Annotated in this window: 30 protein-coding genes; all 30 read left to right on the top strand. The window is 41.3% G+C overall.

The features are described 5' to 3' along the window. Positions 1 to 172, top strand: a 172-nt coding sequence (locus HNQ84_RS09430) for a zinc ribbon domain-containing protein (protein WP_435622014.1), incomplete at its 5' end; no start/stop codon positions are given. Positions 173 to 317: 145 nt separating this feature from the next. After that, entirely contained in the window at positions 318 to 860 is a 543-nt protein-coding gene (hslV, locus tag HNQ84_RS09435; RefSeq protein ID WP_435621952.1) for an ATP-dependent protease subunit HslV, read from the top strand. 13 nt (positions 861 to 873) lie between these two features. After that, entirely contained in the window at positions 874 to 2,256 is a 1,383-nt protein-coding gene (gene hslU, locus HNQ84_RS09440) for an ATP-dependent protease ATPase subunit HslU (RefSeq protein WP_183241573.1), read from the top strand. 12 nt (positions 2,257 to 2,268) lie between these two features. Next, positions 2,269 to 3,048, top strand: a complete 780-nt coding sequence (gene codY / locus HNQ84_RS09445; RefSeq protein ID WP_035047072.1) for a GTP-sensing pleiotropic transcriptional regulator CodY — start codon at positions 2,269 to 2,271, stop codon at positions 3,046 to 3,048. 142 nt (positions 3,049 to 3,190) lie between these two features. Further along, the gene (gene flgB, locus HNQ84_RS09450) at positions 3,191 to 3,571 is read left to right on the top strand and encodes a flagellar basal body rod protein FlgB (protein ID WP_032099727.1); all 381 of its coding nucleotides are present in this window, start codon (positions 3,191 to 3,193) and stop codon (positions 3,569 to 3,571) included. A gap of 3 nt (positions 3,572 to 3,574) precedes the next feature. After that, positions 3,575 to 4,012, top strand: coding sequence for a flagellar basal body rod protein FlgC (gene flgC / locus HNQ84_RS09455; protein ID WP_183241571.1), 438 nt, complete (start codon positions 3,575 to 3,577; stop codon positions 4,010 to 4,012). A gap of 11 nt (positions 4,013 to 4,023) precedes the next feature. Continuing rightward, positions 4,024 to 4,317, top strand: a complete 294-nt coding sequence (gene fliE / locus HNQ84_RS09460; RefSeq protein ID WP_435621953.1) for a flagellar hook-basal body complex protein FliE — start codon at positions 4,024 to 4,026, stop codon at positions 4,315 to 4,317. Positions 4,318 to 4,346: 29 nt separating this feature from the next. Continuing rightward, positions 4,347 to 5,933 carry a flagellar basal-body MS-ring/collar protein FliF gene (gene fliF, locus HNQ84_RS09465; RefSeq protein WP_435621954.1) on the top strand — a complete coding sequence of 529 codons (1,587 nt, stop codon included), beginning with the start codon at positions 4,347 to 4,349 and terminating at the stop codon, positions 5,931 to 5,933. Positions 5,934 to 5,945: 12 nt separating this feature from the next. Continuing rightward, positions 5,946 to 6,965, top strand: a complete 1,020-nt coding sequence (gene fliG / locus HNQ84_RS09470; protein ID WP_032099723.1) for a flagellar motor switch protein FliG — start codon at positions 5,946 to 5,948, stop codon at positions 6,963 to 6,965. Then, positions 6,949 to 7,728, top strand: a complete 780-nt coding sequence (fliH, locus tag HNQ84_RS09475; protein WP_183241565.1) for a flagellar assembly protein FliH — start codon at positions 6,949 to 6,951, stop codon at positions 7,726 to 7,728. The genes fliG and fliH overlap by 17 nt, the downstream gene beginning before the upstream one ends. Continuing rightward, a complete protein-coding gene (gene fliI, locus HNQ84_RS09480) occupies positions 7,725 to 9,038 on the top strand; it encodes a flagellar protein export ATPase FliI (protein ID WP_435621955.1) in 1,314 nt (437 codons plus the stop codon). Before fliH ends, fliI begins: the two co-directional genes overlap by 4 nt. Before the next feature lie 7 nt (positions 9,039 to 9,045). Then, a complete protein-coding gene (gene fliJ / locus HNQ84_RS09485) occupies positions 9,046 to 9,489 on the top strand; it encodes a flagellar export protein FliJ (protein ID WP_183241561.1) in 444 nt (147 codons plus the stop codon). 6 nt (positions 9,490 to 9,495) lie between these two features. Then, on the top strand, positions 9,496 to 10,104 hold the full coding sequence (locus HNQ84_RS09490; protein WP_435621956.1) for a MotE family protein: 609 nt from the start codon (positions 9,496 to 9,498) through the stop codon (positions 10,102 to 10,104). A 14-nt stretch (positions 10,105 to 10,118) separates the two neighbouring features. After that, positions 10,119 to 11,483, top strand: a complete 1,365-nt coding sequence (locus tag HNQ84_RS09495; RefSeq protein ID WP_435621957.1) for a flagellar hook-length control protein FliK — start codon at positions 10,119 to 10,121, stop codon at positions 11,481 to 11,483. Positions 11,484 to 11,494: 11 nt separating this feature from the next. Further along, a complete protein-coding gene (locus tag HNQ84_RS09500) occupies positions 11,495 to 11,962 on the top strand; it encodes a FlgD family protein (protein WP_435621958.1) in 468 nt (155 codons plus the stop codon). Positions 11,963 to 11,975: 13 nt separating this feature from the next. After that, positions 11,976 to 12,338: a TIGR02530 family flagellar biosynthesis protein gene (locus tag HNQ84_RS09505; protein ID WP_435621959.1), complete on the top strand. Its 363-nt coding sequence runs from the start codon at positions 11,976 to 11,978 to the stop codon at positions 12,336 to 12,338. Between the two features lie 77 nt (positions 12,339 to 12,415). Beyond that, positions 12,416 to 13,804, top strand: a complete 1,389-nt coding sequence (locus HNQ84_RS09510) for a flagellar hook-basal body complex protein (protein ID WP_435621960.1) — start codon at positions 12,416 to 12,418, stop codon at positions 13,802 to 13,804. Between the two features lie 40 nt (positions 13,805 to 13,844). Then, positions 13,845 to 14,072 (top strand): flagellar FlbD family protein, encoded by a 228-nt coding sequence (locus tag HNQ84_RS09515; RefSeq protein ID WP_183241549.1) that lies wholly within the window; start codon positions 13,845 to 13,847, stop codon positions 14,070 to 14,072. A gap of 1 nt (position 14,073) precedes the next feature. Next, positions 14,074 to 14,487, top strand: coding sequence for a flagellar basal body-associated protein FliL (gene fliL, locus HNQ84_RS09520; RefSeq protein ID WP_183247031.1), 414 nt, complete (start codon positions 14,074 to 14,076; stop codon positions 14,485 to 14,487). Positions 14,488 to 14,518: 31 nt separating this feature from the next. Then, positions 14,519 to 15,517, top strand: a complete 999-nt coding sequence (gene fliM, locus HNQ84_RS09525; RefSeq protein ID WP_035047045.1) for a flagellar motor switch protein FliM — start codon at positions 14,519 to 14,521, stop codon at positions 15,515 to 15,517. Continuing rightward, positions 15,507 to 16,658, top strand: a complete 1,152-nt coding sequence (fliY, locus tag HNQ84_RS09530; protein WP_435621961.1) for a flagellar motor switch phosphatase FliY — start codon at positions 15,507 to 15,509, stop codon at positions 16,656 to 16,658. The genes fliM and fliY overlap by 11 nt, the downstream gene beginning before the upstream one ends. A gap of 19 nt (positions 16,659 to 16,677) precedes the next feature. Continuing rightward, entirely contained in the window at positions 16,678 to 17,037 is a 360-nt protein-coding gene (cheY, locus tag HNQ84_RS09535) for a chemotaxis protein CheY (protein WP_003394872.1), read from the top strand. A 12-nt stretch (positions 17,038 to 17,049) separates the two neighbouring features. Further along, a complete protein-coding gene (gene fliZ / locus HNQ84_RS09540) occupies positions 17,050 to 17,676 on the top strand; it encodes a flagella biosynthesis regulatory protein FliZ (protein WP_435621962.1) in 627 nt (208 codons plus the stop codon). Then, positions 17,669 to 18,334: a flagellar type III secretion system pore protein FliP gene (gene fliP, locus HNQ84_RS09545; RefSeq protein ID WP_006323082.1), complete on the top strand. Its 666-nt coding sequence runs from the start codon at positions 17,669 to 17,671 to the stop codon at positions 18,332 to 18,334. Before fliZ ends, fliP begins: the two co-directional genes overlap by 8 nt. Positions 18,335 to 18,349: 15 nt before the next feature. After that, entirely contained in the window at positions 18,350 to 18,619 is a 270-nt protein-coding gene (fliQ, locus tag HNQ84_RS09550) for a flagellar biosynthesis protein FliQ (RefSeq protein WP_183247027.1), read from the top strand. Further along, the gene (gene fliR / locus HNQ84_RS09555) at positions 18,616 to 19,395 is read left to right on the top strand and encodes a flagellar biosynthetic protein FliR (RefSeq protein WP_183247025.1); all 780 of its coding nucleotides are present in this window, start codon (positions 18,616 to 18,618) and stop codon (positions 19,393 to 19,395) included. Before fliQ ends, fliR begins: the two co-directional genes overlap by 4 nt. Before the next feature lies 1 nt (position 19,396). After that, a complete protein-coding gene (gene flhB / locus HNQ84_RS09560) occupies positions 19,397 to 20,479 on the top strand; it encodes a flagellar biosynthesis protein FlhB (protein WP_183247023.1) in 1,083 nt (360 codons plus the stop codon). A 30-nt stretch (positions 20,480 to 20,509) separates the two neighbouring features. Then, the gene (gene flhA / locus HNQ84_RS09565) at positions 20,510 to 22,546 is read left to right on the top strand and encodes a flagellar biosynthesis protein FlhA (RefSeq protein ID WP_032099706.1); all 2,037 of its coding nucleotides are present in this window, start codon (positions 20,510 to 20,512) and stop codon (positions 22,544 to 22,546) included. Continuing rightward, positions 22,543 to 23,643: a flagellar biosynthesis GTPase FlhF gene (gene flhF, locus HNQ84_RS09570; RefSeq protein ID WP_183247021.1), complete on the top strand. Its 1,101-nt coding sequence runs from the start codon at positions 22,543 to 22,545 to the stop codon at positions 23,641 to 23,643. Before flhA ends, flhF begins: the two co-directional genes overlap by 4 nt. After that, positions 23,640 to 24,509, top strand: coding sequence for a MinD/ParA family protein (locus HNQ84_RS09575; protein WP_183247020.1), 870 nt, complete (start codon positions 23,640 to 23,642; stop codon positions 24,507 to 24,509). The genes flhF and HNQ84_RS09575 overlap by 4 nt, the downstream gene beginning before the upstream one ends. Positions 24,510 to 24,517 lie beyond the last annotated feature (8 nt).

Here is a 24,517-nt window from a genome sequence, read left to right on the forward strand (position 1 = left end):
CGTGGCAGATCGGTTTTATCCGTCAAGCAAAAAGTGCAGCCGTTGCGGTCATGTGAAAGACCACCTTTCTTTATCGGAACGGACGTACCGTTGTGGGGCGTGTGGGATAGAAATCGATCGTGATTTGAATGCAAGCATCAACTTGAAACAATATGCCGAATCCATGATGTGACATAACGATGTACCCATACGTTAGTGGGGAAGTGAAGCCTTCGGAGCGCCAAGAAAACGAGAGTAGCTTTTTTGCGAAATCGGGCGCGATGAACAAGGAAGGAAACACTTTATAAAGTCTTGTAAGTTTTCTGTAACGGATGTTTATGAGTCAATTTCATGCGACGACGATATTTGCCATTCGCCATCAAGGAAAAGGAGCGATGGCGGGCGATGGTCAAGTGACATTCGGCAATGCCGTAGTGATGAAACATACAGCCCGAAAAATTCGTAAACTTTTTCATGGTAAAGTGTTAGCAGGTTTTGCTGGAGCCGTAGCAGATGCATTTACACTGTTTGAAATGTTCGAAGGAAAGTTAGAAGAATACAACGGAAACTTACAACGGGCAGCGGTGGAGTTAGCGAAAGAGTGGCGGAGCGATAAAGTGTTGCGGCGATTAGAAGCGATGCTAATCGTCATGGATGCCACGCATTTACTGCTCATTTCTGGAACAGGTGAAGTCATTGAACCAGATGATGATATTTTGGCGATCGGTTCCGGTGGCAACTATGCGTTAGCGGCTGGTAGAGCGTTAAAAGCGTATGCAGGCGAACATTTAACAGCAAAGCAAATTGCACAAGCTGCATTAAAAGTAGCGAGCGATATTTGCGTGTACACAAACGATTGCATTATTGTCGAAGAGCTGTAGAGGGGGGAGCGGCATGTTAACGCCAAAACAAATTGTTGAAAAGCTTGATCAATTTATCGTCGGTCAGCATGAAGCGAAAAAAGCGGTCGCGATTGCGTTAAGAAATCGTTATCGTCGCAGTTTATTAGATGAAAAGTTGCGCGATGAAGTCGTGCCGAAAAATATTTTAATGATTGGACCAACAGGTGTTGGAAAAACAGAAATTGCTCGGCGATTAGCGAAACTTGTCGGTGCTCCATTCGTAAAAGTAGAGGCAACAAAATTTACGGAAGTCGGTTATGTCGGTCGCGATGTTGAGTCGATGGTACGCGATCTCGTTGAAACATCTGTACGCATCGTAAAAGAGAAAAAAATGAACGAAGTAAAAGAACAAGCGGAGCAATTAGCGAACAAACGACTTGTTGAACTGCTTGTACCTGGGAAAACAAAACAACCGATGAAAAATCCGTTCGAACTTTTGTTTGGCGGTGCATCTGAACAACAAACGACGAACGTGAGCGATGATCAACAACTTGCTGAAAGACGAAGACAAGTTGCTTGGCAATTGGCAAATGGGCAATTAGAAAACGAAATAGTGACGGTTGAAATAGAAGAACAACAATCGGTCATGTTTGATTTATTTCAAGGCGCTGGTATGGAGCAAATGGGCGTGAATATGCAAGATATGCTCAGCAGCTTTATGCCGAAAAAGCGGAAAAAACGAAAATTAAAAGTAAAAGAAGCCCGTCATGTACTTGCAAATGAAGAAGCACAAAAACTCATTGATATGGATGAAGTGACACAAGAAGCGATTCGTCTAGCAGAACAATCTGGCATCATTTTTATTGATGAAATTGATAAAATTGCTCGAAAAGGACAGGTTGGTTCATCAGCTGACGTTTCTCGTGAAGGTGTGCAACGCGACATTTTACCGATTGTTGAAGGCTCGACCGTTATGACGAAATACGGACCAGTCAAAACGGACTATATTTTATTTATTGCTGCTGGGGCGTTCCATATGGCAAAACCGTCCGATTTAATTCCAGAATTACAAGGTCGTTTTCCGATTCGCGTGGAATTGACGAAACTCACCGTCGATGATTTCGTCAAAATATTAGTTGAACCGAACAACGCGCTTTTAAAGCAGTATGTTGCTTTACTTGCGACAGAAGGTATACAACTTGAATTTTCTGACGATGCTATTCGTAAAATTGCGGAAGTCGCCTTTGAAGTAAATCAACAAACAGATAACATTGGCGCGCGCCGCCTTCATACGATTATGGAAAAATTGTTAGAAGACTTATTGTATGAAGCACCGGATGTTCATTTAGAAAAGGTTGTTATTACTCCACAATACGTTGAAAAGAAATTAGGAAACATTGTACGAAATAAAGATTTAAGCGAATTTATTTTATAAGGAGGATGCGATATGAATTTACTTGAAAAAACGAGAAAAATTAATGCGATGCTACAAAATGCGGCTGGAAAGCCTGTAAACTTTAAAGAGATGGCGGAAACACTTTGCGAAGTGATCGAGGCGAACGTCTTCGTCGTCAGCCGTCGCGGAAAGTTGCTTGGCTTTGCGATTAAACAAACGATTGAAAACGAACGAATGAAAAAAATGTTAGCGGATCGTCAATTCCCAGAAGAGTATACGAAAAATTTATTTAACATTACAGAAACATCGCCAAACCTTGATATTAATAGTGAGTATACGGCATTTCCGATCGAAAATAAAGACTTATTTAAAAATGGTTTAACGACGATTGTACCGATTATCGGCGGCGGTGAGCGTCTAGGAACGCTTATTTTATCCCGCTTAGATAAAGAGTTTCATGATGACGATTTAATTTTAGCTGAATATGGCGCGACGGTTGTCGGAATGGAAATTTTACGAGAAAAAGCGGAAGAAATCGAAGAAGAAGCACGTAGCAAAGCTGTCGTTCAAATGGCGATTAGCTCGCTTTCATATAGTGAATTAGAAGCCATTGAACATATTTTTGAAGAGTTAGATGGGACAGAAGGCTTGCTTGTGGCAAGTAAAATTGCTGACCGCGTCGGCATCACACGCTCAGTCATTGTCAATGCGCTTCGCAAACTAGAAAGTGCGGGAGTCATTGAATCTCGTTCCCTCGGCATGAAAGGAACGTACATTAAAGTATTAAACGATAAGTTTTTAACAGAGCTCGAGAAATTAAAACATCATTAAAAACAAACAGGGCATCTTTCTCGTAAAGATGCCTCTTTTGTTAAAGTATGTGAAAAATAGTCCAATGTTCCCTATATACATTATGTAAATAATTTTTTACAATAAAGGTGTCGAACGGTGTCTCTATGGGGAGGAATATGTCGTGAAATTGTTTTCAAATACATTCCAAATATTAGAACAAGGATTGAATTACTCATCATTGAAACAAAAAGTAATCGCAAACAACATTGCGAATGTCGATACACCAAATTTCCAAGCAAAAGATGTTCAGTTTCGTACCGAATTTCAGCAAGCGTTACAAGCGTATCGTACAGATCCACGCCATTTTGAGTTTAAAGGAAGTACGAACAAATTTTTCGTGACAACTAAAAACGATCTCGTTTACAATCATAATAACAACAATGTCGATTTAGATAAAGAAATGTCGGATTTAGCGCAAAACCAAATTTATTATAACGCTTTAGTTGAACGATTAAACGGAAAGTTTAACTCTTTGAAAACGGTCATTAAGGGAGGAAAATAATACATGTTTCAAAGTTTCAATGTATCCGCCTCTGCGTTAACTGCCCAGCGGTTGCGTATGGATGTCATTTCAGCAAACATGGCCAACGTCGATACGACACGAGCGAAAATGGTCGATGGGAAGTGGCAGCCATATCGTCGCAAAATGGTTGTGATGCAACCAAACGAGTCATTTTCTTCCGTTTTAAGCCAAGCAATGAACGAGCGATCGACAGGCGGAGTGAAAGTGACGAAAATTGTTGAGGATCAAACACCATTTAAACTTGTATATGACCCATCTCATCCCGATGCAGATGAAAACGGATATGTACAATTACCGAACGTCGATCCGTTAAAAGAAATGGTCGATTTAATGAGCGCCACGCGCTCGTACGAAGCAAATGTGACGGTGTTAAATGCAACGAAAGGGATGTTAATGAAGGCGTTAGAAATCGGAAAATAGGGGGATAAACGATGATTGATCGCATTCAACGTACAGCTTTATCACCAGCTGTACAGCAGCAACCGATAAAGCCTGCGGAAGCACAACGGGCGTTCTCACAGTTTTTAAAAGACGCGATTCATGAAGTCAATAAACAACAAATTGAGTCAGACCAGCTGACAACGAAGCTAGCAAAAGGAGAAAACGTTGATTTGCACAATGTGATGATCGCTTCACAAAAAGCGAGCATATCGCTTCAATTAGCGATTGAAGTGCGCAATAAAGTGATTGAAGCATACCAAGAAGTGATGAGAATGCAAGTATAATGGACCTCAAGAGATAGCGGAGGAAGCATATGAACGAGCGATTAAAACAAGCGATAGAACGATTGAAATTGTTTTGGAGCGAGAGAACAAAACAGCAAAAAGTGATGGCTTTAGGGCTTGTTGGGCTGTTGATCGTTGCCGTTGCGCTTACCGCTTTTTTTGCGACGCGAACGAATTTTGTTCCTCTCTACAGCAATTTATCGCCGCAAGAAGCGGGACAAATTAAAGCCACGCTTGACCAGCGGGGCATTAAGTCGCAAATTATCGATAACGGCACGACGATTTTAGTGCCTGAACAGCTTGTTAACACGTTAAAAGTGGAATTAGCTGCAGAAGGTATTCCAGATAGCGGGAGTATTGATTATTCATTTTTCGGAAAAAACTCTGGCTTCGGTATGACGGATAATGAATTTAACGTGTTGAAAATTGAGGCAATGCAAACAGAGCTCGCCAATTTAATAAAAAGTATCGACGGGGTAGAAGATGCGAAAGTGATGATTAATCTACCCCAGCCGACCATATTTGTTGGTGACCAACAGGAAGAGGCATCTGCATCCATCGTTTTGAAAACAAAGGCGGGATATAAATTTAACGAACAGCAAATTAAATCGCTATATCACCTTGTTTCCAAAAGCGTGCCGAACCTTCCTACTGAAAATATCGTCATTATGAATCAATATTTTGAGTACTTTGACTTAAAAAATGAAGAAAATTTTTCGTCTGGCAAAACATTTGCTGAACAGTATGAAATAAAGCAACAAATTGAACGCGACATTCAACGCCGCGTCCAACAAATGTTAGGAACGATGATCGGACAAGATAAAGTCGTCGTTTCTGTGACAGCAGACGTTGATTTTACTCAAGAAAATCGCCAAGAAGAGCTTGTTGAGCCAGTCGATAAAGAAAATATGGAAGGCATCGCCGTAAGCGTACAGCGCATTACAGAGACGTTTTCGGGCAAGGGAGCTCAACCAGGTGGCACGACAGGAACAGGTGAAAACGCTGTACCGGGTTATCAAGGAGCCAATGGCGAGACAAACGGGGATTATGAGCGAATTGAGGAAACAATTAATAACGAGGTTAATAGAATAAAAAAAGAAATTGTTGCAAGTCCTTATAAAGTAAAAGATTTAGGTATTCAAGTGATGGTTGAACCACCAAAACCGAACGATCCAAACTCACTTCCTGCTCAAACGGTTGATGATATTACAAAAATTTTAGGAACGATTGTGCGAACATCGGTCGATAAAGATGTTGCTGGGCAGTGGACGGATGCCGATTTACAAAATCGCGTCGTTGTTTCTGTGCAACCGTTTAACGGAAAAGTGCAGTTTAATGAACAAACATCGACTATTCCGACATGGGCATACGTTGCTGGTGGCAGTGTATTCATCTTGATTATTGGAGTACTCGTCTTTTTATGGTTACGTAAACGGAAAAAAGAAGAAATGGACGAACTGTCGTTACAAGAAGAACAAGTGGCAGTACAAATTCCAGATGTAAACGAGGAAGTCGAAACAGAAGCAACATTGCGCCGCAAGCAACTTGAAAAACTTGCAAAAGAAAAACCAGAAGAATTTGCGAAATTATTACGAACATGGCTTGCTGAGGAATAAGGGGGGGATTATATGGCAAAACGCGATCAAAAAGGCGAATTAACAGGAAAACAAAAAGCAGCCATTCTCCTCATTTCATTAGGACCAGATGTTTCAGCATCCGTATATAAACATTTATCTGAAGAAGAAATTGAAAAATTGACGCTTGAAATTTCTAACGTTCGTCAAGTGGATGCCGAGAAAAAAGAAACGATTTTAGAAGAGTTCCACCAAATCGCCTTAGCGCAAGATTACATTTCACAAGGCGGCATTGCCTACGCAAAACAAGTGCTCGAAAAAGCACTTGGGCCAGAGCAGGCGATGAACATTATTAATCGCTTAACATCTGCTTTGCAAGTGCGTCCGTTTGATTTCGCGCGCAAGGCGGATCCAGCGCAAATTTTAAACTTTTTACAAAATGAGCATCCACAAACGATTGCCCTTGTATTGTCTTATTTGGAGCCAACGCAAGCGGGTCAAATTTTATCGGCGTTGCCACAAGAAATGCAAGCGGATGTTGCTCGTCGTATCGCGTTGATGGATCGCACATCACCGGAAATGATTAATGAAGTCGAACAAGTACTTGAACGAAAATTATCAACGACAGTTGTACAAGATTACACACAAACAGGTGGTATTGAGGCTGTTGTTGAAGTGTTAAATGGTGTGGATCGGGCAACCGAACGAACGATTTTAGATGCGCTTGAAATTCAAGACCCAGAATTAGCAGAAGAAATTAAAAAGCGCATGTTTGTATTTGAAGATATCGTTACGCTTGATAACCGTGCGATTCAACGCGTCATTCGCGAAGTGGACAATGCCGACCTGTTGCTTGCATTGAAAGTATCTAGCGACGAAGTAAAAGAAGTTGTATTTCGTAACATGTCTTCACGCATGGCGGAAACGTTTAAAGAAGAGATGGAGTTTATGGGGCCTGTTCGCCTTCGTGACGTAGAAGAAGCGCAATCGCGTATTGTCGCAGTGATTCGTCGTCTCGAAGAAGCGGGTGAAATCGTTGTTGCTCGTGGCGGAGGAGATGATATTATTGTCTAAAGTCATTAAAGCCCCGTTTGCTCGAACATGTTCGGAGCAACGAGCGGTTATTCAAGTGAAAAAAGTGCTGCCCGACATGCAACAAGAAGAACATGAGCAACATGACGAAATGACGATACAACATGTGCAAATGTTAATTGAGCAAGCGGAACAGCAAGCAGCGCATATTCGTCAAGAAGCCGACATGTATTACGCCTCTGTTCAACAACAAATAGCAGAAGAACAAAAACAATGGGAAGAAGAACGAAAAGAATGGATTGAACAGGCGCGTCAAGAAGGATACGCGATCGGTTTCGAACAAGGACGACAAGACGGATTTCAGCAATATATGGAGGCGATTCGCGAGGCGAAGAAGATCGTACAATCAGCTAATGAACAGTTTTATCATATGCTTGAATCAGCTGATGAAACGATTTTGCTTGTCGCATGCAAAGTAGCGGAGCGGATCATGGGAGAACGTCTTGCTGAAAATAAAGAACATTTTCTTGGGCTTGTGAAACAAGTGATAAAAGAAGTAAGAGAACATGAAGAAGTGAAAATGTATGTGCATCCGACGTACTATGATGTCGTCATTCGGCAAAAAGATGAGCTAAAAGCGTTATTTAGTCACGATGTTCACTTGTTTATTTATCCCGATGAGACGCTAGATGAAACAAGTTGTATTGTTGAAACGCCGTTTGGTCGTATTGATGCAAGCGTTGATACGCAGCTTGAACAGCTGAAATTACAATTGCTCGAGCGGATCGAGGGGGCGAGCGAATGAACTGGCAAGCACTCATCAATGAAATCGAGTTGCTCGATCCATATAAACGATTTGGCAAAGTCACACGCGTCATCGGCTTAATGATCGAAGCGAAAGGACCAGAAAGTTCGATTGGCGATGTGTGCTACATTCATATCGGCCATAAAAAAAAGAAAAAAATTCAAGCGGAAGTTGTCGGGTTTCGTGATGAATACGTACTTTTAATGCCTTATGCCACCGTTCAAGATATTGCTCCGGGTTGCATTGTGGAGGCAACGGGAGCTCCGCTTGAAATGAAAGTCGGTTCAGCGCTTGTTGGACGTGTCATTGATGCATTAGGCGTCCCACTTGATGATCAACCGCTTCCGAAAGGATTGACGGCTGTTCCAATTGATCGCCAACCGCCAAACCCGATGACGCGTCCCCCGATTTCAGACCCGATTGAAGTCGGCGTAAAAATGATTGATAGCTTGTTGACGGTTGGAAAAGGACAACGTGTCGGTATTTTTGCTGGCTCGGGCGTCGGAAAAAGTACGCTAATGGGGATGATTGCCCGTAACACAAATGCAGATTTAAACGTTATTGCGCTCATCGGTGAACGCGGACGTGAAGTACGAGAGTTTATTGAGCGCGATCTCGGTCCAGAGGGGTTAAAACGCTCCATTGTCGTTGTAGCGACATCCGACCAACCTGCTCTCATGCGCATTAAAGGGGCATATACAGCGACTGCTATAGCGGAATATTTTCGCGATCAAGGACTAAATGTCATGTTTATGATGGACTCTGTTACGCGCGTGGCGATGGCGCAACGTGAAGTCGGATTAGCTGTCGGTGAGCCGCCGACGACGAAAGGATATACACCGTCTGTTTTCGCGATTTTACCGAAGTTGCTTGAGCGGACTGGGACGAATGAGCACGGAACAATTACCGCTTTTTATACGGTACTCGTTGACGGCGATGATATGAATGAACCGATTGCTGATACAGTTCGTGGCATTTTAGATGGGCATTTCGTATTAGAACGTCAACTAGCTAATAAAGGTCAGTATCCAGCGATTAACGTATTGAAAAGTGTCAGTCGCGTTATGAACTACATCGTGACGCCAGAACATCGAAAAGTAGCGGAAAAATTGCGGGAGTTATTAGCGACATACGTTCAATCTGAAGATTTAATTCAAATTGGTGCGTATAAGCGTGGCTCATCGCGAGAAATCGATGAAGCCATTCGTTATTATCCGAAAATTATTTCGTTTTTAAAACAAGATGTTCATGAATCGTACACAATAAATGAAAGTGTTCAACAGTTGTTTCAACTTATTGAACAAGGGTGAATAAACGATGACACCATTTAAATTAACAAAAATTTTAAACTTAAAAGAACATGAAAAACAAAAAGCGTTACATGAATATGAAGAAGCGCGCACCCGGTTTGAAGAAGTGGCAGAAAAGCTATACCATTTTTTAAAACAAAAAGAAGATTACGAAGAACAACATAAACAACAATTACAATCGGGGCTAGCGATTCAACATATTCGCTCGTTTCAACATTTTATGAGCAACTTGCAGCGGGTCATCGACCATTATCAGCATCTTGTTATGCAAGCACGTCAGCATATGGAGTTGAAACAACTGAAATTAGTTGAATTGAATGTCGAAGTGAAAAAATACGAAAAAATAAAAGAAAAACATGATGAAATGATCGCACAACAAATGCGAATAGCTGAACAAAAACAAATGGACGATATTTCTATACAACAATATTGTTATCGAGAAACAAGGTGAGCATCGATGGAACAGTTTGAAAAAGAAGAAGAGACGAAAAAAACAAGCAAGTTTCAATGGTTTCTTTTTGTCGTTTTTATTCCGCTTTTATTTACGATTTCTGTCGTTTTGTTAATTTTAACGTTCTCTGGCATTAACGTATTTGAACAAGGAAAAAAATATGCAAGTCAATTGCCGTTTGTTTCCCAATGGATTGAAGGAACAGAAGCGAACGAAAAAAAGAAACTACAAGAACAAATTGTCGAATTAAAAGCAACGATTGTTGAAAAAGAAAAGAAACTTGCAAAAACGAAAGACGTCATAAAAGAAAAAGATGCCGAAATTGACACGCTCAAACAAGAAATTGCCCGCTTGCAAGCAGAAAAGGAACAAGCACAGCAGCCGACAACACCGTCAACAGAGCAAACAAATGCTCCGCGTGTAGACGTAGTGAAAATGTACGAAACGATGTCACCAAAAAAAGCTGCAGAAATTATTCCACAAATGTCCGATCAAGAAGCGGTTAATTTATTGTCCAAACTTAAAACAGACAAAGTGGCAGCCATTTTAGAAAAAATGGATGCAGCAAACGCAGCAAAGTATACGAGCCTTCTTGCGAAAAAAGCGAACAACTGAAAGGAGGTGAAGAAATGAATATCGCCGGGGTTTCTTTTATGGCTCCATTTAGCGGATCAAATCAGCAAACGACTGTTGAAACGGGCGATGGACATGCATTTGCTCAGGTGCTTTCGTCGTTGCGTCAAACGTCACCATCGTTACAGTCACTATCGGAACAGCCGGAAACGATGCAACGAATGGATTGGGAGCAGTTGCAGCAATGGTTTGCCCAACTTCCGATTCATGATGGATATGCCGAGAAACAAACGTTATCAAACGAAATGATACAATCGTTTCTTTCTCTTTTACCAGAGGAAACGAAAGAGCAAATGATTCAACAATTTTCAGCTGGGCAGCCGTTTGAAACGATGTTTTCACCACAAGATGATCTTGATGAAGAAGATGAACTAATGCTCGTCATCGCTTTGTTTCAACTTGAACAAAAACAATGGACGATTCCAGAGCCGATCATTGAACATGCACGTGCAACGCTTCGCAACGTGTTCGGAACAAACGATGAACAAAGCGACACGATGAAAGACATGTTGCAAGCAGTGGTGGACAGTCAAACACGTTTAAACGATGTGCATCGTGCGAACGAAGTGGAAAGTAAAGCAGTACAATCGATGGCACAAACGATTGTAGACCATCAAGCGCGATGGCATAGTAAAGAAAAAGTAAAACAAGGTAGATTGTTGAACACAGCTCCGTTAGCTCGTGATTTGTTAGCTACAGATTGGGAAAAAGTATTGAAAAATGGAAACATAAACAGTGATTTAAACAAAAAATATCAAATCACTTCTCAAGCTCAATTAGTAAGTACAAATTTACAAGAACAACAATTATCGGGGACGACGCAAAAGGAAGTGACCCCATTGCCACAAGAGCACAAGCAATGGATAACAAGTACTCGTGTTTTTGATTTGTCTCATACTGCCCAACAATCAAACGATAAACATGTACCGTTTGAACTACGAGCAATTGATACGACAAGTGAAACACCGTTTGTTGCACAGTTTGAGCGAATCATTCGTTCGAGCCAGTTGACAAGGTGGAAAAATGGCAATACGCAACTGCTTATTCGTTTACATCCTGAACATTTAGGACATATAACGATTAAACTCATTGAGCAAAAAGGGAAGCTAACTGCAAAGATGATTACATCAACTGAAGCTGCGAAGCAGTTAGTGGAACAACATATTCATCAGCTTGCGCACATTGCCGATCGTATTACGGTAGAGCAATTCAATGTATTTGATCAAGCGAAATTTCGCGACCATTCTTTCCATCAACAAAAACAGCAGCAACAGCAGCAAGAACAGCAAAAAGGAGAAAAAAAGCAACCTGATCAATCTTTTGATGAGTGGCTAAACGAGTGGTTTGATTTTGATATGTAGAGGTGATGTACGTGGCAACGATCGATCCGAGTTTGCTTTTATCGCAGCGAAAAGTCGCACAACGTGAGACGGGGAAAAGCTCATTAGGGAAAGATGACTTTTTAAAAATTTTAATTGCTCAATTGCAACACCAAGATCCGTTAAACCCAATGGAAGACCGTGAATTTATTTCACAAATGGCGAATTTCTCATCGCTTGAACAAATGGTCAATATGTCGAATATGATGAGCAAATTTATTGAGACACAAACGGGCACATCTGAAAAACTTGCAGGCACGTTAGATGCGTTACAAAAGCTTATTCAACAACAATCTACACCGTCGCTTGCTCAATACAGTGAATGGATTGGTAAAACCGTCACATGGGATGAACAAAGCGGTGTGGTGAAAGCTGTCGTTCAAAAAGGAACGGACGTATGGTTAGAGCTTGATCAAGGGGAGATGGTGTTGGCCTCTCGCGTCACAAAAGTGTCGCAATAAAGGAGGTGAAAAAATGAATCGCATTCAGTTTTTTCCGCACACCCCATTGATTCCGTCACAAAAACAGACGACCATTTCAACGGAGCGACAATCGTTTCGCGATGCGCTTGCTGAAGCAGGAAAAGCATTAAAAATAAGCAAACATGCCCAGCAGCGGTTACAAGAACGAAATATTCACATTAACGAGGAACAATGGGCGATGATCGGACAAAAAATTGTCGAGGCAAAACAAAAAGGGGTGCGCGACTCGCTCGTCATTACAGATGAAGCGGCCTTAATCGTGAGCGCTGTGAATCAAACGGTCATTACAGCGATGCATCGTGAAGAGGCACAGAGCCAATTGTTCACAAATATTAATGGAGCCATTATTATATAAGGCCGGACCTTTACAGGAAGCCTTCGAGCGTGCGGAATGACAGAAGCCGCTCAAACAACGAAAAGGAGAGGATTATTATGTTACGTTCCATGTTCACTGGAATTGGTGGTATTCGCAACTTTCAATATAAATTAGACGTGATTGGTAACAATATTTCTAACGTCAATACGTATGGCTACAAAAAAGCGCGCGTCACATTTAAAGATCTCGTTTCCCAACAAATTTCAGCTGCGACATCATCAACAGGGACACGCGGGGGAATAAACGGCAAACAAATCGGTTTAGGAAGCGGGCTCGGCTCGATCGAAACAATTCATACACAAGGTTCGACACAAACGACCTCACGTCCACTTGACTTGGCGCTTGGTGGCGACGGCTTTTTCGTCGTTGGATCGATTAATGATGTAACGTTAATTAGTATGGATGGACCAGCTGGAAAATTAGGGACAAATAAAGTGAATACAGGAGTTCCGATTGATCGTGTTTTTAACTTAAGCTTTACACGTGCTGGTAACTTTTATTTAGATGAATACGGTTATATCGTTAATTCGGACGGACAATATTTAATTGGGGAAGCAGCGATTAAAGATGTAGATACGGTGATTACAAATGCTCCTCATGTGGCTCAAGCAAGACGTGATTTGGATGCATTTCTGAATAGCACGAATGGTCTTGTAAACTTTATAAAAAAATGGAAAGATGAATTTACTAAAGATTCTGATAACAACCCAACTACACAAACAGATTTTATTAATTTTATCAAAAATTTTAATAATGAACTAAAAAATCTAAATGAAAAAATAACAGGGAAGACAGATCCGAACGATACAACGCTTGCTGCGGCCGGAAGTTATTTTAATGACCGCGTATCTCCTAAAGCAAGTATCAATCCTGTTCCGCTCCTTCCAGAAAACGAGGCCGATTGGCCGGATACGTTAGCGGAAGCTGAAAAAATGATGGGTCCTTACTTAGAAGGAATTAGCGGGTTCGTCGAAAGCGTCCAACAAGTGCTACAAGACTACAGCGAGCCGAAATACGGAAATGTGACAAGCTTTGAACCGGGATTGATTCAAATTCCGAAAACGGCGAAAAGTTTCGGGATTACGGCGGACGGAAAAGTGACATTTATTGATAGTTCTGGACAATTAAAAATTGCAGGACAAATTTTATTAGCACAATTTCCGAACCCGAGCGGCTTAGAGAAAATGGGAGGAAATACGTTTAAAGAAACAAACAACTCTGGTAAGCTCGACCGAAATGCCAATGGATTGACGATTAATGAGTTATCACGACCTGGTTTAAACGGCGCAGGTGAAATTATTTCCGGGGCATTAGAAATGTCGAACGTCGATCTATCTGAAGAGTTTACAGAAATGATCGTTGCCCAACGCGGATTCCAAGCGAATACGCGCATTATTACAACGTCGGATGAAATTTTACAAGAGCTTGTCAACTTGAAGAAATAATAAATAAAGGGGGGACGGGGGCGTTTGCCCCCGATACATAATGATTCGATTAACGCGGTTAAACGGTAAACCTTTTACGTTAAACGCCATTTACATAGAGCAAGTTGAAGCGTTCCCAGACACGACCATTACATTAACGAATGGCAAAAAGTTTGTCGTGCGGGAGTCTGTGGAAGATGTTATGTTATTAGTAGAAACGTTTTATCGTAACATTTCTGTTCTCGGATTAAGGAGAGAGGCGGAGGGATCCGACGTTGAAGGACAATAAAATGTTAAAGATCATGTTAATTGTTATGGGAGTGATTACGCTTGTTAGCGTCGTCGCCCTTGTTGTCGTTATGAAATTTATGGGGAATGATGAACCGAAAGAGCCGTCGGTCGATGAAATTGTTGCAAGCTCGTTTGATGTGCCCGAGATCATGACCAATTTAATGGACGGAAGCTTTATTAAAATTGCGTTTAAAATTCAAACAGATAGCGAAAAAGCAAAAGAAGAAGCAGAAAAACGCGATTTTCAAATTAAAAATATCATTATTGAAGAATTATCAGAAATGACAGCGGAGCAGTTTAAAGGAAAACAAGGAAAGCTTCTTTTAGAGAAAAAACTGCGCGAACGCATAAATGAACTTATGCAAGAAGGAAAAGTTGAGAAAATTTATATAACCTCCTTTATTCTCCAGTAAATAAAATGAATAGGAGTAGGAGGTGAGAACGGTGTCAGGAGAAGTTTTATCACAAAGTGAAATAGATGCTTTGCTTGCGGCGCTATCTGCTGGAGAGATGAGCGCGGATGAGCTGAAAAAGGAAGAAGCAGAGAAAAAAGTAAAAGTGTATGACTTTAAACGAGCATTGCGGTTTTCAAAAGACCAAATTCGCAGTTTAACGCGCATACATGAAAACTTTGCTCGATTGTTAACGACATTTTTTTCAGCGCAGTTGCGAACATACGTGCAAATTTCAGTCGCATCGGCTGACCAATTGCCGTACGAGGAATTTATTCGCTCCATTCCGAAAATGACAATTTTAACGGTATTCGAAGTCCCTCCTCTTGATGGACGCGTGCTGTTAGAAGTCAACCCAAATATCGCTTATGCGATGCTTGATCGCGTATTAGGCGGTAGAGGAGTAAGTTTAAATAAAATCGAAAATTTAACTGAAATTGAAACAAAAATTATGTCCAGTTTGTTTGAAAAAGCGTTTAGCAACTTGCGTGAAGCGTGGGAGTCCGTGGCAGATATCGATCCGATGCTCACAGATTTTGAAGTCAATCCACAATTTTTACAAATGGTGTCACCGAATGAAACGGTTGTTGTTATTTCGTTAAATACACAAATTGGTGATACGAGTGGAATGATTAACATTTGTATCCCACACGTTGTATTAGAGCCGATTATCCCGAAATTATCTGTTCATTATTGGATGCAAACGCAAAAAAAAGAGCGTGAACCAGAGGAAGTTGCGACGCTACAAAAACGATTAAAGCAAACGAAAGTGCCGATGATCGCAGAACTTGGTACATCGAGCATCTCCGTACAAGAGTTTTTGCAACTTTCCGTTGGTGATGTCATTCAACTTGATCAAACGGTGCGAGATCCGCTCATCATTAAGGTGGGGGATGTGCCGAAATTTATCGGGCAGCCGGGAAAAATGAATAAACGATTAGCAGTACAAATTTTAGATGTAATAAAGGGGGAAGACGGCGATGATGAGTGACGATATGTTATCTCAAGATGAGATTGATGCGTTGTTGCGAGGAATTGACGAAGACCCGATGCCGTCTAGTACAATGTCGATCGATGAAGTATTGACACCAATTGAACAAGATGCGCTTGGTGAAATTGGAAATATTTCATTTGGTAGTTCAGCGACAGCGTTATCGATGTTATTAAATCAAAAGGTTGAAATTACGACGCCGAACGTTTCACTCATTGAACGTGCGCGCGTGGCAGAAGAGTTTCCGCATCCGTACGTTGCGATTCAAGTTAGCTATACGGAAGGATTTCTAGGAACGAATTTACTTGTCATTAAACAATCTGATGCCGCGATTATCGCAGATTTAATGATGGGGGGAGATGGTACAAACCCGCCTGCCTTTATGGACGAAATTCAACTAAGTGCTGTACAAGAAGCGATGAACCAAATGATGGGTTCGGCTGCGACATCGATGTCCACAATTTTTAGTAAAAAAGTTGATATTTCACCACCAAGCTTACACTTGCTTGATTTATCGGAAGGCGAAGGATTTGAATATTTACCGCCGGACGACGTGCTTGTAAAAGTATCGTTCCGTTTAAAAGTAGGGAACTTAATTGATTCTAACATTATGCAATTGTTGCCGACTCATTTTGCGAAAGAATTAGTCGAAAATTTATTAAATCCGTCTAGTACAAAGACACAAACATCAGCTACAATAAATACGAACGAGCCACGTCAAACCGCGCCGTCCGCACAAGCGCAACCAGCGCCTTCACCGGCTCAACAAACGCAAAAAGAAGCTCCTCAACATGTTGGAACGGGAGCAGTACAGCAGCCTGTCAACGTCCAGCCTGTTGCTTTTGCAAGTTTTGAACCAGCGCCATTGCCAGAAGCGGAATCGCGCAATCTCGACATGTTGCTTGATATCCCGCTGCAAGTGACGGTGGAGCTCGGACGAACGAAGCGCTCTGTACAAGACATTTTAAGTTTATCGTCAGGTTCCATCATTGAACTCGATAAGCTGGCTGGTGAACCGGTTGACATTTTAGTGAACAATAAATTGATCGCGAAAGGTGAAGTCGTTGTCATTGATGAAAATTTCGGGGTGCGTGTGACAAGTATTATTAGCCAAAGCGATCGGTTAAACAAATTACGATAACTTGGGAGGTTTTTGGAGAATGGCGAGAATTTTAATTGTTGATGATGCAGCATTTATGCGAATGATGATTAAAGATATTTTAACGAAAAATGGGCACGAAGTTGTCGCAGAAGCAGCAGATGGAGCGCAAGCGGTCGAAAAATATAAAGAGTTTCGCCCAGACTTAGTCACAATGGACATTACGATGCCAGAAATGGATGGCATTACGGCGCTGAAAGAAATTAAAAAAATTGACAGCAACGCCAAAGTCATTATGTGTTCAGCAATGGGGCAACAAGCGATGGTTATTGATGCCATTCAAGCAGGAGCAAAAGATTTTATTGTCAAGCCGTTCCAAGCAGATCGCGTCATTGAAGCGATTAACAAAACGCTCGGTTAGAGGTGGAATTCATTGCGCTATATTCGCATCATCATGTTGTGCGCGTTCGTTGTTCTGCAAGCAGTCTCGCCTGCTTTTGCAGAACAAACGAATAGCGTAAAAGAATGTGTAGAGCATCCAGAAAAGTGTAAAGAACAACAAACAGACAAGGCAACGGAATCGGAAATCGTTGCCCAACCGTCTCCCATTACAGTTTGGGACTTTGTCAAACTCATTTTTGCGACGGCTTTTGTTGTATTTTTGTTATATGCGCTTTTAAAATGGTTAAATAAACAAAACCGATTTTATGAGCGAAAAGGGCTTATCCAACATTTAGGTGGGACAAGTTTAGGGACGAATCGAACGATTCAAATCGTGAAAGTCGGTCGCCGCGTATTTGTTGTCGGTGTAGGTGAATCGATTCACTTATTAAAAGAAATTACAGATGAACAAGAAATTGAGGAGTTGCTTAAGCAACATGAAGCGCGTCTTGATTCATTGCTTGATACGAACGTATGGAAATCGCTCCAATCGCTTTTGCAACGAAAAACAAACGAACCTCGCTTTCGCCAATTGTTTGATCGAGAATTACAACAGTTGGCTGAAAAGCGACAACAGGCAATGAGAGCGCTCGAAAAAGAAAGGGATTCACATGAATGAAGTCATGCAGTTTTTTAATAATAGTGCTCCTGAAAACGTAGCCACATCCGTCAAACTGTTATTGCTCTTGACGGTCTTGTCCATTGCGCCAGGCATTTTAATTATGGTGACATCGTTTACGCGCATCGTCATTGTTTTATCGTTTGTTAGAACAGCGCTCGGCACGCAACAAATGCCGCCAAACCAAGTCATTATCGGACTGTCGCTATTTTTAACATTTTTTATTATGGCGCCGACGTTTCAACAAATAAATCGTGACGCCTTGCAGCCATTGTTTGATGAAAAAATTAATTTAGAGCAAGCTTATGAACGAGCCGAAGCACCGCTAAAAGAATTTATGAGCAAACATACGCGTCAAAAAGACTTAGCTTTATTTTTAAGCTACGCAGGGGCTGAACAACCGAAAACGGTACAAGACATTCCGATGTCAGCGCTCGTTCCCGCTTTTGCGATTAGCGAATTAAAAACAGCGTTTCAAATCGGCTTTATGTTATTCATCCCGTTTTTAGTCATTGATATGATTGTCGCCAGTGTATTAATGTCGATGGGAATGATGATGTTACCGCCGGTCATGATTTCGTTGCCGTTTAAAATTTTATTGTTTGTCTTGGTGGACGGTTGGTATTTAGTCGTGAAATCATTATTAGAAAGCTTTTAAAAGTAGGTGGGAAAAATGAGTCCCGATTTTGTCATTCAAGTAGCGGAACGCGGTGTATATATGGTGCTTGTCATATGCGGTCCGCTTATGTTGCTTGCTCTTGCAATCGGATTGTTTGTTAGTATTTTGCAAGCGACGACGCAAATTCAAGAACAAACGTTAGCATTTGTACCGAAAATTGTTGCGGTGTTACTCGGTCTCGTCTTCTTCGGACCGTGGATGCTTTCGCGCATGATTTCATATGCATACAACATTTTTAATAACTTAAGTAAATTTGTAGGATGAAGCGTATGGAGCTATACACGTATGTACCGACATTTTTGCTCATTTTTGCGCGCGTCGCTTCGTTCTTTGTGACGATGCCGCTTTTCTCGTATCGAAACATACCAAGCGTTCATAAAATCGGTTTTGCTTTTTTTATCAGTTGGCTCATGTTTTTTTCACTCGATCCAAAGCCATTAAATATTGACGGAACGTATATGATGCTGCTAATGAAAGAAGTGCTCGTCGGGCTACTTATTGGGCTTGTGGCTTTTATGATTATGTCAGCGATTCAAATTGCAGGCGGATTCATTGATTTCCAAATGGGATTTGCGATTGCAAACGTTATCGATCCGCAAACAGGCGCCCAAAGCCCATTAATGGGACAATATTTATACACGCTTGCTTTGTTTTTTTTGCTTGCCGTCAATGGACATCATTTGTTGTTAGACGGTATTTTTTATAGCTATCAGTTCATTCCGGTCGAACATCTCATTTCTTTCGGAAATGGACAAATTGCAGAACAAGTCGTTCGTTTATTTCAAGCGATGTTTGTTATTGCATTGCAAATGGCCATTCCGATTGTCGGTTGTTTATTTTTAGTTGATGTAGCGCTTGGCATTGTAGCGCGCACCGTTCCACAAATGAACATTTTTGTTATTGGGCTACCTGTAAAAATTATCGTTAGCTTTGTTTTGTTTGTCATTGTATTTTCAAGCATGTTTGTCGTCACCAAACAACTGTTTGAACTCACTTTTATGTCGATGCGCAACATGATGAAACTATTAGGAGGCGCGTAACGTGAGTTGGCTGTCCGTTGATTTGCAGTTTTTCGCCGGAGAAAAAACAGAAAAAGCAACGCCGAGAAAACGGCAAGAAGTGCGCAAAAAAGGACAAGTAGCAAAAAGTGCGGATGCGACCGCTGCCTTTTTAATGCTCGTTGTTTTCCTCGTTCTCTCGTTTTCTTCGGGCGTATGGGGAGATGCGGTTGTGCGGCTATTTCGCCAGTCGTTTCAACATTACTTTTTTATGGACGTCACGGTCGATTCTGTGCAGCTTATTTTCATTGATCTTTTGCGACAACTTGCTATGCTCGTTGGACCAATTTTTTTAGCCGCCATCGCTGCGGCGCTATTTGCTAATTTTGTGCAAGTTGGTTTTTTATTCACGACCGAACCGCTGCAAATGAAATTAAGTAAACTCGATCCAATCCAAGGGTTTAAGCGCATATTTTCACTTCGTGCGCTTGTGGAATTGTTAAAGTCCATTTTAAAGGTATTGTTTGTTGGTGTTGTAACTTTTTCTGTTTTATGGCTACACATCGACGATATTTTATTGCTATCCCATAAATCAATTGGAGCGATTGCGGCCACGCTTGGACGTTTAACGATTCAAATGGGGATTGCTGCTTCTGTCGCTTTACTGTTTCTTTCAATGTTCGATTATTTGTATCAACGGTACGATTTTGAAAAAAATATTCGTATGTCAAAGCAAGACATTAAAGATGAATACAAAAAGACAGAAGGTGACCCGTTAATTAAATCGCGCATTAAGCAAAAGCAACGGGAAATGGCAATGCGCCGCATGATGCAAGAAGTACCGAAAGCAGATGTCGTCATTACAAACCCGACACATTTTGCAGTTGCATTAAAGTATGACGAACAACAAGCAGATGCCCCAATCGTTGTCGCTAAAGGGGCAGACTACATGGCACAAAAAATAAAAGATATTGCTAAAAAAAACGATGTCATGATCGTTGAAAATCGTCCGCTCGCTCGCGCATTATACGATCAAACAGATGTCGGGATGGTCATTCCAGAAGCGTTTTTTAAAGCGGTGGCGGAAATTTTAGCGTACGTCTATAAAACGAAAAATAAACTTTAATTTCATGTATGTAGACAGGAGAGAACGTTTATGTCGGCAAGGGACTTATCTGTATTACTTATGGTTGTATTAATTGTAGCGATGCTCATCATTCCTCTACCATCATGGTTGCTTAGCGTCCTCATCATTATGAATATTTCTCTTGCGTTGCTCGTTCTCTTAACATCAATGAATATGCGCGAACCGCTCCAATTTTCGATCTTCCCTTCGCTTCTCCTTTTGCTTACATTATTTCGCCTCGGTTTAAACGTTTCAACGACTCGTTCGATTTTAAGTAAAGGAGAAGCAGGAGGAGTTGTTGAAACGTTTGGAACGTTCGTTATTGGTGGAAATGTTGTTGTTGGTTTCGTTGTGTTTTTAATTTTAATTATTATTCAATTCGTTGTCATCACAAAAGGGGCAGAGCGCGTATCTGAAGTTGCGGCGCGCTTTACGCTCGATGCGATGCCCGGAAAACAAATGAGTATTGATGCAGATTTAAATGCGGGCATCATCTCTGAACAACAAGCGAGAGAACGACGCGAAAAAGTTGCGCAAGAAGCTGATTTTTATGGTGCGATGGACGGAGCAAGCAAATTCGTTAAAGGTGATGCCATCGCAGGAATTATTATTGTTCTAATTAATATGCTATTCGGAATTGTCATCGGGATGGTACAGCAAGGCATGGATATTGGGGAAGCGGCAAGAAGATACACATTATTAACTGTTGGAGATGGAATCGTTAGCCAAATTCCAGCGCTATTAATTTCAACTGCGACAGGGATTGTCGTCACGCGTGCCGCTTCCGATGATAACTTAGGTGCCGACATTATGCGGCAGCTGTTTGCTTATCCGAAAATGCTATATGTCACAGCAGGAACGATTTTTTTACTCGGATTGTTGACGCCCATTTATGATTTGTTAACGATGCCGATCGCGGCTTTGCTTGCTTTTGGAGCGTATCAATTAACAAAACAAGCGCATGTGTCTGAAACAACACCGGAAGAAACAGAAGAAGAAATAGAAATGGATCAAATGAAAAGCCCAGAAAGTGTTGTTAGTTTATTAAGCGTTGATCCGATTGAGTTCGAGTTTGGATACGGCTTAATTCCGCTCGCTGATGCTAATCAAGGTGGGGATTTGCTAGATCGTATCGTGATGATCCGCCGTCAGCTCGCTTTAGAGCTTGGTATCGTGATTCCCGTTGTTCGTATTCGCGATAACATTCAACTGCAACCGAATGAATATCGACTAAAAATTAAAGGAAATGAAGTGGCACGAGGGGAATTGTTGCTTGATCATTATTTGGCGATGAGCCCAGGCATTGAAGATGATTCGATTGAAGGAATCGATACAGTTGAGCCAGCGTTCGGCTTACCGGCAAAATGGATCTCTGAAGAAATGAAAGAACGAGCTGAAATGTTTGGATATACAGTTGTTGATCCTCCGTCTGTCGTATCAACACATATAACCGAGCTGTTAAAAGCGCATGCGCATGAGTTGCTCGGCCGTCAAGAAACGAAGCAGCTCATTGATCATGTGAAAGAATCGTATCCTATTTTAGTTGAAGAAGTGACACCAAATCCGTTATCGGTAGGCGACATTCAAAAAGTGCTGGCGAATTTATTACGTGAAAAAGTATCGATTCGCAATTTGCCGGTCATTTTTGAGACGCTTGCGGATTTTGCTCGGATGACGACAGATCCAGATCTTTTAACAGAATACGTTCGTCAAGCACTCGCCCGTCAAATTACAAGTCAATATGTGGTTGAAGGTCAACCGTTACGTGTCATTACGTTATCAGGGAAAGTCGAAAAAATGATTGCAGAAGGTGTGCAACAAACGGAGCACGGTAATTATTTAGCGCTCGATCCCGTTGTTTCACAAGCAATTATTGAAGCGATTGCGATGCAAATTGAGCAATTTCCTTTTCAAGATCAATCGCCTATTTTGCTTTGCTCACCGGCTGTGCGCATGTATGTGAGACAATTAACGGAGCGATATTTCCGTCACGTTCCGGTATTGTCGTATAATGAACTTGAAGCCAATGTGGAAGTTCAAAGTGTTGGGGTGGTGAATGTGGAATGAAGGTGAAAAAGTTTGTAGCTTCATCAATGCCAGAAGCGATGAAAATGATTCGAGCTGAACTCGGCAATGATGCCGTCATTTTAAACTCGAAAGTTGTACACAAAAAAGGTTTTCTTGGGTTGTTTGCCCGGAAAAATATCGAAGTGATTGCTGCTGTTGATCCGAAACCAGCCACTCCGCCTGTTCAAAAAATAAAAGAAAAACGAAAAGAGCGCACAGAACCGATGCGTGATGAACAGCTATTAAAAGAAATTCATGAATTAAAGGCAACGATTCATCAGTTGTCACATGGAGGAGAACTTTATCCGACCCCGTTAAAGATGATCGATGGGCATTTAATCGATCAAGAAATAAGCGATGATGTGCGAGCTATGTTTATGTCTACCTTGTTGCAACGTTGGTACACGTCTGGAGCAAATGCGTCGTATGAAGAAGTGAAGCAATGGCTTCATGAAGAAATCGTTCACGCATTATCTTCTCTTTCGTTTGGCGGCATGTCGTTTCAAAAAAAATTCGTGAACGTTGTCGGACCGACGGGTGTTGGTAAAACGACAACACTTGCGAAAATGGCTGCCGATTGCGTCATTAAACATCGAAAAAAAGCAGCGTTTATTACGACAGATACGTATCGTATTGCGGCAATTGATCAGTTAAAAACATATGCTAAAATTTTGAATGTTCCACTTGAAGTATGTTACAATCTCGACGATTTTCGTCAAGCGAAAGAAAAGCTCGCGTCATACGATATTATATTTATTGATACAGCTGGACGAAATTTTCGCAATGCCCAATATGTGAACGATTTAAAAGAAATGATTGATTTTAATGAAGAAATGGAAACGTTTCTTGTATTGTCGCTTACAGCAAAATGGCGAGATATGAAAGACATTTACACACAGTTTTCCATTATTCCGATTCATAAATTTATTTTTACGAAAGTCGATGAAACGAGTCGACACGGAGCGATGTTAAATATGATGATCCAGTGCGGCATCGGTGCAGCGTATATGACGCACGGGCAAAACGTACCTGATGATATTGTTGAAGCTACTCCACAGCTTGTGGCAAATATGGTTACTGGGGTCGAGCAACGATGATGAGAGATCAAGCGGAAAGCTTACGTTTACGTGTGAAAAAAATGCAACATGAAGCAGAAACGAAAGCGATTGCTGTATTGAGTGGCAAAGGTGGCGTTGGAAAATCGAACGTTTCGTTAAACTTTTCCTTAGCATTGCGCCAACGAGGGAAACATGTATTGTTGTTTGATATGGATATTGGTATGGGGAATATTGATATTTTGCTTGGACATACATCTTCTCGTACGATCATCGATATTTTTCGTCCAGACGTCACCATTCATGATATTATAAAAACAGGACCAGAGCAGTTGTCGTTTATTGCGGGGGGAACGGGATTAACAGAAATTTTTCATATGGATGAGCAAAAAGTCGAATATTTTATTGAACAATTGCAACTTGTTTCCGAGCAATACGACTATCTCATTTTCGATATGGGAGCTGGTATGTCTGAAGACCGTCTTCAGCTGCTCAAGGCTGTGGATGATATTTTCATCGTAACGACACCTGAACCGACAGCTTTAACAGATGCATATGCAACAATGAAGTACATTCATTTAGCAGATCCGCAACTTCCGATTTATGTGTTAGTCAATCGCGCACGTTCGGATAAAGAAGGAACAGAAACGTTGCAACGTTTAAAACAAGTGGCGAAGCGGTTTTTAGGAAAACAATTACATGCATTAGGATATATACCCGAAGACCGAACAGTAAGCACCGCAGTTATTCGGCAAACGCCTTTTCTTTTATTTGACCCTAGTGCAAAGGCGAGTAAGGCGCTTATGCAAATGACGGATCGCTACTTAGTAAAAGAAGAACACGAGGAGCAAACGAAACGTCCGTTTCACTTTTTTGCTAAGCTACGTCAATACTTTTTGGAAAGGTAGGTTATCAT

Source organism: Anoxybacillus eryuanensis (assembly GCF_051200995.1).
GTDB lineage: Bacteria > Bacillota > Bacilli > Bacillales > Anoxybacillaceae > Anoxybacillus > Anoxybacillus tengchongensis.

Excerpts from the sequence above, each read along its gene's own strand:
- HNQ84_RS09490 (WP_435621956.1), top strand. The coding sequence starts at position 9,496 with ATGGAACAGTTTGAAAAAGAAGAAGAGACGAAAAAAACAAGCAAGTTT.
- fliE (WP_435621953.1), top strand. The coding sequence starts at position 4,024 with ATGATTGATCGCATTCAACGTACAGCTTTATCACCAGCTGTACAGCAG.
- HNQ84_RS09505 (WP_435621959.1), top strand. The coding sequence starts at position 11,976 with ATGAATCGCATTCAGTTTTTTCCGCACACCCCATTGATTCCGTCACAA.
- fliR (WP_183247025.1), top strand. The coding sequence starts at position 18,616 with ATGAAGCGTATGGAGCTATACACGTATGTACCGACATTTTTGCTCATT.
- hslV (WP_435621952.1), top strand. The coding sequence starts at position 318 with ATGAGTCAATTTCATGCGACGACGATATTTGCCATTCGCCATCAAGGA.
- codY (WP_035047072.1), top strand. The coding sequence starts at position 2,269 with ATGAATTTACTTGAAAAAACGAGAAAAATTAATGCGATGCTACAAAAT.
- fliI (WP_435621955.1), top strand. The coding sequence starts at position 7,725 with ATGAACTGGCAAGCACTCATCAATGAAATCGAGTTGCTCGATCCATAT.
- HNQ84_RS09575 (WP_183247020.1), top strand. The coding sequence starts at position 23,640 with ATGATGAGAGATCAAGCGGAAAGCTTACGTTTACGTGTGAAAAAAATG.
- HNQ84_RS09510 (WP_435621960.1), top strand. The coding sequence starts at position 12,416 with ATGTTACGTTCCATGTTCACTGGAATTGGTGGTATTCGCAACTTTCAA.
- flgC (WP_183241571.1), top strand. The coding sequence starts at position 3,575 with ATGTTTCAAAGTTTCAATGTATCCGCCTCTGCGTTAACTGCCCAGCGG.
- fliY (WP_435621961.1), top strand. The coding sequence starts at position 15,507 with ATGATGAGTGACGATATGTTATCTCAAGATGAGATTGATGCGTTGTTG.
- HNQ84_RS09515 (WP_183241549.1), top strand. The coding sequence starts at position 13,845 with ATGATTCGATTAACGCGGTTAAACGGTAAACCTTTTACGTTAAACGCC.
- fliF (WP_435621954.1), top strand. The coding sequence starts at position 4,347 with ATGAACGAGCGATTAAAACAAGCGATAGAACGATTGAAATTGTTTTGG.
- fliL (WP_183247031.1), top strand. The coding sequence starts at position 14,074 with ATGTTAAAGATCATGTTAATTGTTATGGGAGTGATTACGCTTGTTAGC.
- fliG (WP_032099723.1), top strand. The coding sequence starts at position 5,946 with ATGGCAAAACGCGATCAAAAAGGCGAATTAACAGGAAAACAAAAAGCA.
- HNQ84_RS09495 (WP_435621957.1), top strand. The coding sequence starts at position 10,119 with ATGAATATCGCCGGGGTTTCTTTTATGGCTCCATTTAGCGGATCAAAT.
- fliJ (WP_183241561.1), top strand. The coding sequence starts at position 9,046 with ATGACACCATTTAAATTAACAAAAATTTTAAACTTAAAAGAACATGAA.
- fliQ (WP_183247027.1), top strand. The coding sequence starts at position 18,350 with ATGAGTCCCGATTTTGTCATTCAAGTAGCGGAACGCGGTGTATATATG.
- hslU (WP_183241573.1), top strand. The coding sequence starts at position 874 with ATGTTAACGCCAAAACAAATTGTTGAAAAGCTTGATCAATTTATCGTC.
- flhF (WP_183247021.1), top strand. The coding sequence starts at position 22,543 with ATGAAGGTGAAAAAGTTTGTAGCTTCATCAATGCCAGAAGCGATGAAA.
- fliH (WP_183241565.1), top strand. The coding sequence starts at position 6,949 with ATGATATTATTGTCTAAAGTCATTAAAGCCCCGTTTGCTCGAACATGT.
- cheY (WP_003394872.1), top strand. The coding sequence starts at position 16,678 with ATGGCGAGAATTTTAATTGTTGATGATGCAGCATTTATGCGAATGATG.
- flhA (WP_032099706.1), top strand. The coding sequence starts at position 20,510 with ATGTCGGCAAGGGACTTATCTGTATTACTTATGGTTGTATTAATTGTA.
- fliP (WP_006323082.1), top strand. The coding sequence starts at position 17,669 with ATGAATGAAGTCATGCAGTTTTTTAATAATAGTGCTCCTGAAAACGTA.